The 13559-nt window shown below is 69.3% G+C and carries 12 protein-coding genes; 8 read left to right on the top strand and 4 right to left on the bottom strand.

Annotation, left to right across the window (positions count from 1 at the left end; genetic code table 11):
• Positions 1 to 7: 7 nt before the first annotated feature.
• Positions 8 to 1423 carry an aminopeptidase P family protein gene (locus tag AB0K73_RS04155; RefSeq protein WP_360510461.1) on the bottom strand — a complete coding sequence of 472 codons (1416 nt, stop codon included), beginning with the start codon at positions 1421 to 1423 and terminating at the stop codon, positions 8 to 10.
• A 182-nt stretch (positions 1424 to 1605) separates the two neighbouring features.
• Between AB0K73_RS04155 and AB0K73_RS04160 the strand changes: the two genes are divergently transcribed.
• Positions 1606 to 1992: a hypothetical protein gene (locus AB0K73_RS04160; protein ID WP_360510460.1), complete on the top strand. Its 387-nt coding sequence runs from the start codon at positions 1606 to 1608 to the stop codon at positions 1990 to 1992.
• 12 nt (positions 1993 to 2004) lie between these two features.
• Here AB0K73_RS04160 and AB0K73_RS04165 read toward each other — a convergent pair whose 3' ends face one another.
• Positions 2005 to 2565: an Lrp/AsnC family transcriptional regulator gene (locus AB0K73_RS04165; RefSeq protein ID WP_360510459.1), complete on the bottom strand. Its 561-nt coding sequence runs from the start codon at positions 2563 to 2565 to the stop codon at positions 2005 to 2007.
• 175 nt (positions 2566 to 2740) lie between these two features.
• Here AB0K73_RS04165 and AB0K73_RS04170 point away from each other — a divergent pair, with 175 nt between their 5' ends.
• From AB0K73_RS04170 to AB0K73_RS04195, 6 genes are all read left to right on the top strand, one after another.
• A complete protein-coding gene (locus tag AB0K73_RS04170; protein ID WP_360510458.1) occupies positions 2741 to 4324 on the top strand; it encodes an ABC transporter substrate-binding protein in 1584 nt (527 codons plus the stop codon).
• Positions 4308 to 5381: an ABC transporter permease gene (locus tag AB0K73_RS04175; RefSeq protein WP_360510457.1), complete on the top strand. Its 1074-nt coding sequence runs from the start codon at positions 4308 to 4310 to the stop codon at positions 5379 to 5381. Before AB0K73_RS04170 ends, AB0K73_RS04175 begins: the two co-directional genes overlap by 17 nt.
• On the top strand, positions 5378 to 6259 hold the full coding sequence (locus AB0K73_RS04180) for an ABC transporter permease (RefSeq protein ID WP_360510456.1): 882 nt from the start codon (positions 5378 to 5380) through the stop codon (positions 6257 to 6259). The genes AB0K73_RS04175 and AB0K73_RS04180 overlap by 4 nt, the downstream gene beginning before the upstream one ends.
• Complete coding sequence (locus AB0K73_RS04185) at positions 6256 to 7104, top strand: ABC transporter ATP-binding protein (protein WP_360510455.1); 849 nt, start codon at positions 6256 to 6258, stop codon at positions 7102 to 7104. Before AB0K73_RS04180 ends, AB0K73_RS04185 begins: the two co-directional genes overlap by 4 nt.
• Positions 7101 to 7877 carry an ABC transporter ATP-binding protein gene (locus AB0K73_RS04190; RefSeq protein ID WP_360510454.1) on the top strand — a complete coding sequence of 259 codons (777 nt, stop codon included), beginning with the start codon at positions 7101 to 7103 and terminating at the stop codon, positions 7875 to 7877. Before AB0K73_RS04185 ends, AB0K73_RS04190 begins: the two co-directional genes overlap by 4 nt.
• A 156-nt stretch (positions 7878 to 8033) precedes the next feature.
• Positions 8034 to 10145, top strand: a complete 2112-nt coding sequence (locus tag AB0K73_RS04195) for a multicopper oxidase (protein WP_360510453.1) — start codon at positions 8034 to 8036, stop codon at positions 10143 to 10145.
• Positions 10146 to 10160: 15 nt separating this feature from the next.
• Here the strand turns inward: AB0K73_RS04195 and AB0K73_RS04200 are convergent, their stop codons facing one another.
• Together AB0K73_RS04200 and AB0K73_RS04205 are read right to left on the bottom strand one after the other, a co-directional pair.
• A complete protein-coding gene (locus AB0K73_RS04200) occupies positions 10161 to 11657 on the bottom strand; it encodes an alpha/beta fold hydrolase (protein WP_360510452.1) in 1497 nt (498 codons plus the stop codon).
• Between the two features lie 72 nt (positions 11658 to 11729).
• Complete coding sequence (locus tag AB0K73_RS04205) at positions 11730 to 12137, bottom strand: NUDIX domain-containing protein (RefSeq protein ID WP_360510451.1); 408 nt, start codon at positions 12135 to 12137, stop codon at positions 11730 to 11732.
• Between the two features lie 64 nt (positions 12138 to 12201).
• Here AB0K73_RS04205 and AB0K73_RS04210 point away from each other — a divergent pair, with 64 nt between their 5' ends.
• Positions 12202 to 13545: an alpha-hydroxy-acid oxidizing protein gene (locus tag AB0K73_RS04210; protein ID WP_360510450.1), complete on the top strand. Its 1344-nt coding sequence runs from the start codon at positions 12202 to 12204 to the stop codon at positions 13543 to 13545.
• The last annotated feature ends 14 nt before the right edge of the window (positions 13546 to 13559 follow it).

Below are 13559 nucleotides of genomic sequence, written 5' to 3' on the forward strand. Positions count from 1 at the left end.
GGGCGCGTCATCGTCGCAGCCACGCCTCGATGCCGGCGGCATCGATCGGGAGTGCGGCGGAGAGCACCTCGTGTCCCGTCGGCGTCACGAGGAGGTCGTCCTCGATGCGGACGCCGATGCCCCGCAACTCGGGCGGCACCGTGAGGTCGTTCGCCTGGAAGTAGAGCCCGGGCTCCACAGTGAGCACGGCGCCGGGAGCGAGCGGTTCGGCGAGGTAGCGTTCATCGCCCACCCTCGCGCAGTCATGCACGTCCAGCCCCAGGTGATGGCCGGTGCCGCTCGGCAGGTACCGGCGATGCTGCTGCCCGCCGGGCGACATCGCCTCGTCGACGGAGACGGTGAGGATGCCGAGCTCGTGCAGCGCGGTGGCGATCGACTCGTACGCGGTGGTGCGCATGTCGAGGAAGGACCTCCCCGGCCCGACCTGTGCCATCGCCGCTCGGTGGGCGCGCTCCACCAGGTCGTGCACGGTCCGCTGCGCCGGCGTGAAGGTTCCGTCGACGGGGAGCGTGCGCGTGACGTCGGCGGTGTAGAGCGTGCGCGCCTCGACGCCAGCGTCGATGAGCACGAGCTCTCCGGGCCGCACGGGGCCGTCGCACCGGGTCCAGTGCAACGTGGGAGCGTGCGGGCCGCTGCCGACGACCACCGAGTAGCCGACACCGTTCCCGAACGTCCGGGCGTGCCGCTCGAAGGTCGCCTGCAGCCACCGTTCGCCGCCGAACTCGATCGCGGCGGCGAACTCGTCGGTCACGGCGTGGAAACCCGCCACCGTGGCGTCGACGGCGGACCGAAGCTGCTCGATCTCCCACTCGTCCTTCACGAGCTTGGCCGCCGAGAGCGCGATGGCCAGGTCCACAGATCTCGCGAAGCGGTCGGCGAGGCGGGGTTCGGACGTTCCGGCCGCGAGGGTGCCGGCGGGCAGGGCGTCGAGCGCGTCCTCGAGGGCGTGAACCGGCATGACTTCGATGTCGAGTGCGCTCGACCAGTCGGCAGGTGCCGGCGCCGGTCCGATCCAGAGTTCACCCCGCAGCGGGTCCGTATAGAACGCGTCGTCCGAGCCTGCCGCGACGGGCTCGGGGAGGAAGAGGGTGGCTTCGTGGCCCGTCCCGACGGGCGTCATGACGAGGACGGCACCCTCGGCCTGGCAGGACGTCAACCACACGAAGTCGCTGTCGGCGCGGAAGGGGTACTCGGTGTCGTTCGAGCGCACGAGGGACCGACCGGAGGCTACGACGATCGCGCGACCCGGAAACTGCTCGCCGAGCTTCGCACGATGCGCTCGTGCCGCGGCGCCGGCGCCGGCGGCGACGTCGGTTCGACGGTCGAGTGGCCCCCACGCGCTCGCCATGTATTCGCGGAACACTTCGGTGGCGGGAAGCGGCTGGGTGCGCGGATCACGGAAGGTCAGCGGGTCTGGACGCATGGCCCCCAGTAAGGCACCGACTTCGAATGTCCGTCAAGTTGGAATTGTGCGGAAAGGCAGAATGTCATTCACACGACGCGAATTTCGGGCATTCATCCCAAACCTCTCGTCGATGCAGTTGCGATTCCGGACGGAACGTATGCAGTTTGACACCCGTTCCGGCCGCTTCCCAGAATGTGGTCATGACCGGATCGGACCATCAGATCACCCCGCAGGCCCTCGACGTCGACCTCGATCGGCGGGTGTTCGACATGGTCTCCTCGACGGCGAGCATCGTCGATGCTGACGCGCCGACCCGCTTCGTCTACCACGAGGAAGGCGGAGTGCTGTGGGGTGAGTACGTGGGCGACACGGTCGCGGTGGGACGCTTCTGCGGCGTGCGCCGGCGGGGGCGCATCGACATCTCGTTCGTCCATCGTGGTCACGGCGACGGGGACGCCACCAGTGGGAACGCGTCGTCGATCATCACTCGCGACGAGAACGGCGCGCTTCTCCTCATGGAGGAGTTCCTGGGGCCCGATGGCGTGCTGCACACGAGCGTCTGCCGTGAGGTCGTCGCGCCGGCCTGAGGAGTGCGCCGCTCAACGCCGGCGTCGGTCGGGCACTCGCTGTGCGCGCTCGTCGCTCGTGCGCACGAATCGCGTCATGCCGAACCGTTCGCCGGAGTCCTCGACCGAGGAATGCGGCGACCGCGTCATCCGGAGCGAGACCTGGGCTCGTTCCTCGTCCATGAGGAAGACCGTCGTGGTGGCCTTGATGGACGGCCACTGCGCCAACTGCGTCGCCACCAGCTCGTGGATCGCGGCGACATCGGGCGCGCGCACGAGCAGCATGGCGTCATGCTCCCCGGTCGTCACGGCGAAGTACTCGAGTTCCTGCACCGTCGACAGTCGGGCACGGAAATCGGCCCACTGGCTCTGGCGCAGGGTGATGAAGACCATCGCCGCGACCCCGAGCCCGACGGCCGCGGGATCGATCTCGGCATGGACCCCCTTGATGACGCCCGCCCGCGCCAACGCCTCGTACCGGGTGTAGGCATTGGAGCGCGAGATGCCGAGCCGCTCGGCGAGTGCTGCGACCGAGGTGCGGCCGTCATCGCGCAGCAGCTCGAGCATCCGGATGTGCGTGTCATCGAGTTGCATCAGATGCTCCATCTGTCCAGTGCCGGACGCCCGTGTGACCGTGATGTGAAGAGAATATGCGATTCTCATGCAGAGATCGAGACATTTCCACTTCGTTACCCGCTCGTTGTTTGACGAATGACCTCCCCGCCGCTACTTTCTCACTCATCCCTCCAGCCTGAGAAGGAGCACCACCTTGTCACGATCGTTCCGCCGCATCGCCGGCCGCGGCGCCGGGGCCGTCGGCCTCGCCCTCGCCGCCGCGCTCGCCTTCAGCGCCTGCTCCGCTTCCGCCTCGCCCGGGTCCGCTTCGGGAGGTTCGCTCGTGGTCGATGCATCGTTCGACCTCAAGACCGCCGACCCGAACCGCGAATACGAGACGACCGGTTCGATCGTCGCGAAGGCGCTCTACGAGACGCTCCTCACCTTCGACGGTGGAGACGTCACCCAGCCGGTCGACGGGCTCGCGAGCTACGAGATGAACGCCGACAACACGGTGCTGACCCTCACCATGAAGGAGGGGCGCACCTTCTCCGACGGTTCCGAGGTCACCGTCGACGACGCCGTGTTCTCGTTGCAGCGCGTACAGGGCGTGAAGGGCAACCCCTCGTTCCTGCTCGACGGGGTCACCGTGGAGAAGACCTCCGACACGACGCTCACGCTGACCAGCGAGACGCCGAACCCCGCGCTGCCGTTCATCCTCCCGAATCCGGCGCTGAGCGTGGTCAACCAGGACGTCGTCGAGGAGCACGGCGGCACCACCACGCCCGATGACGCGGCCGAGTCGTTCCTGAACTCGACGTCGGCGGGCTCCGGCCCGTACGTCCTGGAGTCCTTCGACGCCGCATCGCAGGTGGTCTTCACGGCCAACCCCGAATACAGCGGCGAGACGCCCGCGTACGAGCGCGTCGTGCTGCGCAACGTGCAGGGACCGACGCAGAAGCTGAACGTCGAGGCGGGCGACTCCCAGGTGGCCCTCGACCTCAACCCCGACCAGGTCGCCGAGATCGACACGTCGAAGGTCTCGATCATCGCGAATCCCTCGCGGTACATGATCTTCCTGTTCCTCAACCAGGACCCGGCGATCAGCGCGGTCACGAGCAACCCGAAGTTCCTCGAGGCGGTCAAGCTCGGCATCGACTACGACAAGATCATCGACCTTGCCGGCGAGGGTTCGGTGCGGCCGGGCGGGTTCATCCCCTCAATCTTCAACGGAGCGCTCGACGCCGCCGACGGCAACCAATACGACGCGGACGCCGCCAAGGCGGCGCTGGCCGAGTCGGGCTACGGAGGCGAAGAGGTCATGCTCAACTTCCCCAACGACATCACCGTCCAGGGGCTGTCGCTGCAGAGCGTGGCGGAGTCGATCCAGGCTCAGTTGAAGTCGGTCGGCATCACCATCACCCTTGCACCGGCGCCCGTCGCCACGGAGCTCGACGCCTATCGCAACGGCAAGGAGACCGTCGGCCTCTGGTACTGGGGCCCCGACTTCCCGGACCCGTCGAACTACCTCGCCTTCACCCCAGGCGAGCTCGTCGGCCTGCGCGCGGGCTGGGCGACCGACGCCGACCCGACGGTGACCGAGCTCGCGGCATCGGCTGTCGCCGCCGCGAATCCCGAGGCCCGCGCCGCCGCGTACGAGGAGCTCCAGACGGCGCAGAACGCGACGGGGCCGTTCATCCCGCTGCTGCAGCCGGCGCAGAACGTGGTCACCGCGACCACGATCACCGAGGTGCCGCTCAACCCGACCTGGACCGTCGACCTTGCCGGAATCAAGTAACGTCGCTCCCCGAGAGCAGGGCGCGCGAGCGGGCATCCACCCGCTCGCGCGCTACCTGGGCATCCGCGCCGCGCTCACCGTGCTCCTGCTGTTCGGAGTGACGCTCGTCACCTTCACGCTCACGAATCTTGTGCCCGCCGACCCTGTGCAGGCCGCTCTCGGGGAGCAGGCCGCAGCCGATCCCGAGATCGTGCAGCAGTTCCGCGAGAACGCCGGACTCGACCAGCCGTTGCCCGTGCGGTATCTGACCTACCTCGGCAATGTCCTGCAGGGTGATCTCGGCGTTTCGCAGCAGACGCGCGCGCCGGTCGCCCAGGACCTCGGCAAGGCTTTCCCGGCCACGGCCGAGCTCGCGATCACCGCGATCCTCATCTCGATCGTCATCGGCGTCGGCCTGGGCACGTGGGCGGCACTGCGTCGTCGCACTATCACCGACCAGATGATCCGAGTCGTGAGTCTCATCGGCATCTCCGTACCGTCGTTCTGGCTCGCGCTCGTCGTCTACTTCGTGTTCTTCTCGCAGCTGCACTGGTTTCCGGGATCCGGTCGGCTCTCGCCGGCGATCATCCCCCCGCCTCGGGTGACCGGCATGTACACGGTCGACTCGCTGCTCGCGGGGCAGTGGGCCACATTCAGCGACGCCGTCGCACATCTCGTCCTGCCGGCGGCGGTGCTCGCGCTCTACACGATCGGCCTCCTGACCCGGTTCGCACGGTCCGCAATCCTCGAAGTGCTCGACCTCGACTACGTGCGGGCGGCGCGCGCAAAGGGGCTGCCCGGACGCGTCGTGGTCACCCGGTACGTCCTCCGTGGGGCGCTGGTACCCATCATCACGGTGCTCGGCGTGGCGTTCGGGTCGCTGCTGTCGGGCACGGTGCTCGTCGAGAAGGTCTACTCGTGGCACGGGTTGGGCGAGTACGCCTACGCGGGGGCCACGAAGCTCGATCTGCCTGCGATCATGGGCGTCGGCCTGATCGTCGGGGCCGTCTACATCGGGCTGAACTTCCTCGTGGACGTGCTGTACGGCGTCATCGACCCGAGAGTGAGGGTGGCGTGAGCGACATCCTCGCGGTCCAGACCCGCCGCAGGGGTCGCCTGCGCCTGCCCGCGCAACTGCGGTCGCCGCTCGCCGTCACGGGCGTGGTCATCGTTGCGCTCTGGCTGCTCATCGCCGTCTTCGCGGGATGGATCCGCCCGTACGACCCGCTCGCCCAGGACTTCGAACGGTTGCTGCCACCCAGCGCCGAGCACTGGTTCGGTACCGACCAAGTCGGGCGGGACGTTCTCTCCCGGGTGATCTCCGGGGCGCAGATCTCGCCTCCGCTCGCCCTCATGCTCGTCGTGTTCGCGATGCTCATCGGCTCACTGCTCGGCGCCATCGCCGGGTACTTCGGCAAGGCGCTCGACGAGACGATCATGCGTATCGCCGACCTCGTGTTCGCGTTCCCGACGATCATCCTCGCGATGGTCATCGCGGCGGCGCTCGGCCCAAGCCTGACCAATGCCGTCATCGCCATGCTGATCGTGTCGTGGCCCGCATACGCTCGCGTCACCAGGTCACTCGTGCTCGGAGCCCGCAACGCGGAATACGTGATCGCCGGCCGGCTCCTCGGGAACGGACCGTTCACGTCGCTCGGCAAGGACATCCTGCCGAACGTGGTGTCACCGGTGATCGTGCTCGCCACCCTCGATGTCGGCACCGCGATCCTGCTCCTCTCGGGACTGTCGTTCCTCGGCCTCGGTGCCGTTCCGCCGACACCGGACTGGGGCGCGATGGTCGCCGATGGCGTGCAGAACTTCTCGTCGTGGTGGATCGCCGCGTTCCCCGGCCTCGCCATCCTGAGCGTGGTGCTCGCATTCAACTTCCTCGGAGATGCGCTCCGTGACGCGCTCGATCCACGGTCGCAGGAAGCCGTGCAGGGGAGGACCCTATGAGCGCCGACACGCCCGGCGGGGTCGTCATCTCGGATCTCACGCTCGCCTTCGGGCGGGGAGATGCTCGTCGGGAGATCCTCCGAGGCATCGATCTCGAGGTGCCGGCCGGGCGCATCACCGGGCTCGCCGGTGAATCCGGCTCGGGGAAGACGATGACCGGCCTCGCCGTATGCGGGCTGCTGCCGGCAGGGTCGCACCTCGGCGGCAGCATCCGGTTCGAGGGGAATGAGCTCATCGGCCTGAAGCAACGAGCGATGAACGCGTATCGCGGGGCGAAGATCGCCATGATCTTCCAGGATCCGATCGCGAGCCTGCACCCCATGCTCGACATCGAGGCCCAGCTCGTCGATCACTACCGTCATCACACGGGTGCTTCGAAGACCGCCGCACGAGCCCGCGCCCTCGAGATGCTCGGACTCGTCGCGGTACCTCATCCGGTGGCCGCGCTCAGCAAGTACCCGCACCAGTTCTCGGGAGGGCAGCTGCAACGGATCGCCATCGCGTCCGCGCTCATGTGCGAACCATCGGTGCTCATCGCCGACGAACCGACCACGGCACTCGATGTCACGGTGCAGGCGGGGATCCTGCGCCTCCTGCGTCGACTCTGCGACGAGCTCGGCATCGCCATCGTGCTGGTCACCCACGACCTCGGGGTGATGTCGGCGCTCGCTGACACGATCGCGGTCATGCGGCACGGCGAGATCGTGGAGCACGGAGATCGGTACCAGGTCATCACGGCGCCACGGCATCCGTACACCAGGTCGCTCATCGACGCGCTCCCCGAGGTGGGCTCGCACGCCGGCGCTCTGGCCGGCGGTTCCAACGGAATCGAGGCAGCCTCATGACCCTGCTGGGACTCGACGACCTGCGGGTCACGTACAGGCTGCCGGGGCGGGGGCAGCTCAACGCGGTCGACGGGGTGAGCTTCGATCTCGAGCCGCGTCAGGTGCTCGGGCTCGTCGGCGAGTCGGGGTGCGGCAAATCGACGCTCGCTCGCGCTGTGTGCGGGCTCGTGCCGATCTCAGGCGGGTCGATCTCATTCAACGGCAGACCGGTCGTTTCGCTCGGTCTCCGACGGCGTGACCCGGCGCTGATGCGAATCCAGATGGTGTTCCAGAATCCCTTCGCCTCGTTGAATCCCCGACGTACGATCGGCAGTCAGATCGAGGACGGGCTGCGGGTGAATCCCCAACGCGACGCCTGGACGGTCGGCGACCTGCTCGAGCATGTCGAGCTCGAGGCGACGAGCAGAACCAGATTCCCTCATCAGTTCTCGGGGGGCCAGCGCCAACGTGTCGCGATCGCCCGCGCGATCGCCGCGGGTCCCGAGCTGCTCATCGGTGACGAGCCGATCGCGTCGCTCGATGCCTCGCTGCAGGCACGCATCGCGATCCTCATGCGCAATCTCGCCGTCGAGACAGGGGCGGCCCTGCTCTTCATCAGCCACGATCTCTCGGTCGTACGCGTCATCGCCGACGATGTTGCGGTCATGAGCGCTGGTCGCATCGTGGAGCGTGGTCCCGTCGAGCGCGTCTGGATCGCCCCCGAAGACCCTTACACACGGCGACTCCTGGCGGCCATTCCAGCAGTCGACGGATTGGGTGTGCTGCCCGGCTGAGCGGATGCCGCGGGCGCGCGGCCGTGGCATCCGCCGACCCCCTCGAGCTGGGCACTTGAGACGCTGCGCGATGCGCGCAAGACTGAGCACACCTCAGGTATACGGCGACCGGGCACAGGGACGTGACTGGGGCCGCGAGCGGACGGGGTGAGTGCCGTGTCGGAGATTCGCAGGGAAGCGGGTGCGAGCCGGCCGATCAGCCGTCGCGCGTTCATCGCAGCGGCCGGAGCGCTCGGCGCCGGGTTCGTGATGTACACGGTGCTGCCCGGCGGCGAGCGCGTCGCCCTGGCCGAGATCCCGGGTGGCACGCTCGAGCCCGAGGCGGTGCCGAAGTTCCAGACGCCGCTGCTCATTCCGCCCGTGATGCCGAGGTCGGGCACGGCGGTCGCGCGTGGCGGCAAGAACGTGGACACCTACGAGATCTCGATGCGCCAGATCTCGCAGCAGATCCTCCCGGCGGGCCTGCCGCCGACGACGGTGTGGGGCTACGGCGCCGTCGCAGCGGCGAAGAAGCGCGGGCTGCTGCTCCACAACGCGCCGTCGCTCACCATCGAGGCGAGGTGGAACCGTCCGGTGCGCATCACCTGGATCAACGAACTCGTCGACGCGCAGGGGAATCACCTGCCGCACCTCCTGCCCGTGGATCCGACGCTGCACTGGGCGAACCCGCCGGGCGGCGTCGACGGGCGCGATTCACGGCCGGCCTTCGAGACGACCCCCGAGGCGTACGGGGGACCGGTGCCGATCGTCACCCATGTCCACGGTGCGGTGGGCGTCGGCGACGAGAGCGACGGCTACTCCGAGGCCTGGTACCTGCCCGCGGCCGGCGACATCCCCGCGGGGTACGCGACCGAGGGCACGTGGTACGAGTTCTTCGCGGGCAAGGCCGAGGCGAGGTTCGGTGCGGAGTGGGGCCCCGGATACGCGACCTTCCAGTACCCCAACGATCAGCGGGCGTCGACGATCTGGTACCACGACCACACGCTCGGCATGACGCGCCTGAACGTGTACGCCGGACCGGCGGGGTTCTTCCTCATCCGCGGCGGCCCCGACGGCGACGACGCCGTGCTCGACGGTCGCTCCGGCTCGACCGCGGTGCTTCCGGGGCCGGGGCCGAAGGAGAACGACAAGTTCCCTTCGAACAAGACGTACTACGAGATCCCGATCGCCGTGCAGGACCGTGCGTTCAACGACGACGGGTCGCTGTTCTACCCCGACACCCGGGCCTTCTTCGACGGCATCGTGGGCGAGTACATCCCCGTGGGCGAGTTCTCGCCGATCTGGAACCCCGAGTTCTTCGGCAACATGCTCATCGCCAACGGCAACACCTGGCCGTTCCAGGTCGTCGAGCAGCGCCGGTACCGGCTCCGGTTCCTGAACGGGTGCCAGTCCCGGTTCCTCATCCTCGACTTCACCGGCATCCCGGGCGTCGAGGTCTGGCAGATCGGCAACGAGGGCGGGTTCCTCGCGACTCCGGTCAACCTCTCGGCCGACCACGGCGGCCGGCTCCTCATGGGGCTCGCCGAGCGCGCCGACCTGATCGTGGACTTCACGAACGTCCCGGTCGGTGACTACGTGCTCGGCAACGTCGGGCCCGACGATCCCTTCGGCGGCGGCGTTCCCGGCGTCGACTTCACGGTCGCCGATCCCGATTCCACCGGCCAGGTGCTCCAGTTCCGGGTCGTGCCCGCGGTCGCCCCCGACCCCACGACACCGCCGCAGTTCCTCGTGCTGCCGCCGATCACCCCCCTGCCGCCCGAGACCGCCCGCCGGCCGCTTGCGCTCATCGAGAAGATGGGCATGGGGCATGATGCGAACGGCGACCCGGTCGAGGGGCCGGTGGAGGCGCTCCTCGGCGAGGTGGTCGACGGGGTGCTCGTGGAGCGGCTCTGGATGGATCCCGTCACCCAGAACCCCGAGGTCGGCGCGACCGAGGTGTGGGAGTTCGTGAACACCACGGGCGATGCCCACCCGATGCACGTGCACGAGGTCGCCTTCGAGGTGGTGAACCGCGAGGGACTCCGGCTGACCGACGACGACGAGGTGCTCGTGCCGATCGAACTCGACGGTGTCGTGACGCTGCCCGAGCCGTGGGAGACCGGGTTCAAGGACACGGTCATCGCCTACCCGGGCCAGGTCACGCGCGTGCGGGCGACGTTCGACAATTCGGGCCAGTTCGTCTGGCACTGCCACATCGTCGAACACGAGGACAACGAGATGATGCGGCCCTACCGCATCGGGCCGGAGCAGCCGGGGCAGCCGACCTAGCGGAGGAGGCCGGCCTCAACCCGCGGCGGCAGGTGACGTGAGCATCGCGATGCCGTCGAGCACCGCAAGCGCCGTCTGGTGCGCACCGAGGATGCGGAAGTGCCCCGCGACCGGCACGCGCACGTTCGTGGCGCCGTCGAGCACGCTGCCGTCGGGTACGTGCGGGTCGTACGTCCCGAACACCGACACGACGCGTGAGTTGACGGATGCCGCGCTCCCGAGCATCACGATCGTCTCATCGGTCGGCAGCAGCGCCCTGATGCTCGGGTCGCCGAACAGCCGCGCGAGCCGCGCCCCGCCGAACGGCGTGCACACCGCGACGAGCCCGCGGATGCCGAGTGCCTCCGCGCGCCCGTCGAGCAGCAGGTGCTTGCCGATGAGCCCGCCCTTGCTGTGTCCCACGATCACGCGTCCGGCCGGCGGGACGCGCACTCGCCCGAGCGCTCGCTCGACACCGGTCGAGGTCTTGACGATGGGCCGGCGGTTCGTGCGCATGCCGTGCACCACGACGACCCGATGTCCGGCGGCGTTGAGCGCGTCGCCGAGGTGCCGCAGGAACGACCAGTGCTCGTAGACGCCGGGCAGCAGCACCACCTCGGCCTTGTCGGGGCCACCGGTGCGCCAGTGCGCGGGCTCGCGGTGGGCGCCGAACACGCCGAACTGGTGCGCGACCGCGTAGGCGTAGTCGCGGGCGAGCCATCCGAGCCTGCGCAGTCGCCCCATCCGAGTGACCGCGAGCGGATCATCCGGTGTCGTGATGTGCCGGCCGGCACGTTCGCCGCGCGCGTGGCGCACGATGAGGTCGCCGACCTGCCGCCCGGAGACCACCATCGTGTCGTGGCCGCGGCCCGGCACCTCCGCGAATCGGCCGCTCGGCACGAGCGCCGCGACCTCCTCGGCCCAGTAGCGCGGCACGATATGGTCGTGTTCGCCGCGCACCACGAGGGTCTCGGCCTCGATGCGCGGCAGGGTGAGTTCCATGCGGTGCTGGAGCATGGGCCGGAGGTTCGCCGCATACCACTTCGGACCGGCCTCGGCGTACGCGGCGAGCCCGAGAGCGAGCGTCTTCGGATTCACGAGCGCGACGTCCTGCAGGAACCGCAGCGTCTGCAGGCCCAGCGAGCGTTCCCGCGGATTCACCGTCGGACCGATGAGCACGATGCGGTCGACGAGGTCGGGATGCCTCGCTGCGGTCTCCGACACGACCTGCGCGCCAGTGGAGTGGCCGATGAGCACGGGATGATCGAGGCCCTCCGCCGCGATCAACTCGGCGACGAGCTCACCCGACTCCGCCATGCTGAGCGGTCGCGGCGGCTCGGGCGCATCGCCGAACCCGGGCAGGTCGAGCGCGTAGACCGTGCCGCTCGCCTCGAGCACGTCGGCGAGGCCGTCCCAGTACTCGTGCGCCATGCCCAGGCCGTGCACCAACACGTAGTCGGCCCCATCGGCGATGCCGGACTCGCGGATCAGCACGACGCGATCACCGCTGCGGAACTCGCGGGTCGTCGCCATCACGGCAGTCTAGGTGCGCACGCTGCGACGCGACCGGCAGGATGGTGTGAATCCTCGATCCCGGTTCACCGATCAGTCGATGACACCGGATGCCTCGAGCCGCCGCAGCACCTCGGCACCCGCGGGTGGGCAGCGAACGGTGTCCGCCGTCGTCACCCAGTGCAGCGTGCCGACCTCGGCGGACGCGACGGGGGAGGCATCCGTCTCGGCCTGGAACACGCGCATGCGCACGAGCCGGCCATCGGGCTCGCCGTGCGCCTGCACGACCACCTCGAACAACTCGTGGAGGTCCTCGGGGTCGAGCTCGAGCGCGACCTCCTCCCGAGCCTCGCGCGCGGCGGCCTCTGCGGGGGACTCGCCCTCGTCGATCTTCCCGCCGGGCATGTAGTACACGTCGCGGTCGCGCGCCGTGACCATGAGCACCCGCCGGTCGCGCACGAGCGCGATGGCGGCGACGAGCAGGTCGGGCAGCTGGGACATCCGTTCCACCCTAGGGCTACGCTGACTCGCATCCGGTCGCGATGGAGCGAGCGAAGGAGCGGGCATGAGCGACGAGAGCCGCGGTTACGTGCGTGCCGTGCAGTCCGAGGTGTTCCGGGCGGGGGTGAGCGGTCGCAGGCCGGCCGTGCCGGTCGACCCGGCGGCGCTCGAACGGGCCGCACGAAAGGCGCTCCCGTCCGAGGCGTTCGCGTACCTCGCGGGCGGTGCCGGATCGGAATCCACCATGGCGGCCAACCGCGCCGCGTTCGACCGCCGGCAGATCTGGCCGCGCGTGCTGCGCGATGTGGGGAACCGCGACCTCTCCATCGAGCTGTTCGGTCGACGTCGTGCGACGCCGTTCCTGCTCTCGCCGATCGGAGTCGTCGAGCTCGCGCACGCCGACGCCGACGTCGCGGTCGGGCGGGCCGCGGCCGAGCTCGACGTGCCCTACGTGCTCTCGAACCAGGCCTCGCGTCCCATGGAGGAGGTCGCTGCGGCGATGGGCGACCGCGCCCGATGGTTCCAGCTGTACTGGAGCGGGTCGGACGACCTCAACGCCTCGTTCCTGCGGCGCGCCGAGGCGGCCGGCTGTGAGGCGATCGTGGTCACGCTCGACACGCACCTGCTCGGCTGGCGCACCCGCGACCTCGACGCGGCGTTCCTGCCGTTCACCCGCGGCCAGGGCATCGCCCAGTACACGAGCGACCCGGTGTTCGCGGAGCTCGTTCGCGAACGCGTCGGTCGCGGGGGCGGTGGCGGTTCACGTCCGCGTGTGACGCCCACCCTCCTGGCGTCGGCACTCTCGATCGCCCGCTCGGGCGCCGGCACGCTCCTGGTCGAGGGCGGGGTACGCGACGCGTTGCGCTCGCCGCTGCCGCGCGCGGCCGTCGAGACGTTCCTCGACGTCTTCGCGGACCCCAGGCTGACCTGGGACTCGCTCGCCAAGCTCCGACAGTGGACATCGCTGCCGGTGCTCCTGAAGGGCGTCATGCACCCGGATGACGCGAGCCGGGCCCTCGACCACGGCGTCGACGGCCTCGTGGTCTCGAACCACGGCGGTCGGCAGATCGACGGTTCGGTCGCAACCCTCGACGCGCTGCCCGGCGTCGTCGAGCGCGTCGCCGGACGCATTCCGGTCGTGCTCGACAGCGGCGTGCGCGGCGGCGCCGATGCGTTCAAGGCTCTCGCCCTGGGTGCGACGGCCGTCGGCATCGGCCGGCCCTACGCCTACGGCCTCGCAGTGGCCGGTGCCGACGGGGTTCGCGAGGTCGTGCGAAACCACATCGCGGAACTCGACGTCACGATGGCGCTCGCCGGGCACCGCTCCGTCGGCGAGATCGGTGCCGACTCCCTGCGGCCGGTCCCTGAGCTTCGCTTCGACGGGCTCAGCGAGCCGTTGGATCCCTGAGCCGGTCGAAGGTG

Source organism: Agromyces sp. NPDC052230 (assembly GCF_040679595.1).
Classification (GTDB): Bacteria; Actinomycetota; Actinomycetes; order Actinomycetales; family Microbacteriaceae; genus Agromyces.

Excerpts from the sequence above, each read along its gene's own strand:
- AB0K73_RS04155 (WP_360510461.1), bottom strand. The coding sequence starts at position 1,423 with ATGCGTCCAGACCCGCTGACCTTCCGTGATCCGCGCACCCAGCCGCTT.
- AB0K73_RS04160 (WP_360510460.1), top strand. The coding sequence starts at position 1,606 with ATGACCGGATCGGACCATCAGATCACCCCGCAGGCCCTCGACGTCGAC.
- AB0K73_RS04165 (WP_360510459.1), bottom strand. The coding sequence starts at position 2,565 with ATGCAACTCGATGACACGCACATCCGGATGCTCGAGCTGCTGCGCGAT.
- AB0K73_RS04185 (WP_360510455.1), top strand. The coding sequence starts at position 6,256 with ATGAGCGCCGACACGCCCGGCGGGGTCGTCATCTCGGATCTCACGCTC.
- AB0K73_RS04190 (WP_360510454.1), top strand. The coding sequence starts at position 7,101 with ATGACCCTGCTGGGACTCGACGACCTGCGGGTCACGTACAGGCTGCCG.
- AB0K73_RS04200 (WP_360510452.1), bottom strand. The coding sequence starts at position 11,657 with ATGGCGACGACCCGCGAGTTCCGCAGCGGTGATCGCGTCGTGCTGATC.
- AB0K73_RS04205 (WP_360510451.1), bottom strand. The coding sequence starts at position 12,137 with ATGTCCCAGCTGCCCGACCTGCTCGTCGCCGCCATCGCGCTCGTGCGC.
- AB0K73_RS04210 (WP_360510450.1), top strand. The coding sequence starts at position 12,202 with ATGAGCGACGAGAGCCGCGGTTACGTGCGTGCCGTGCAGTCCGAGGTG.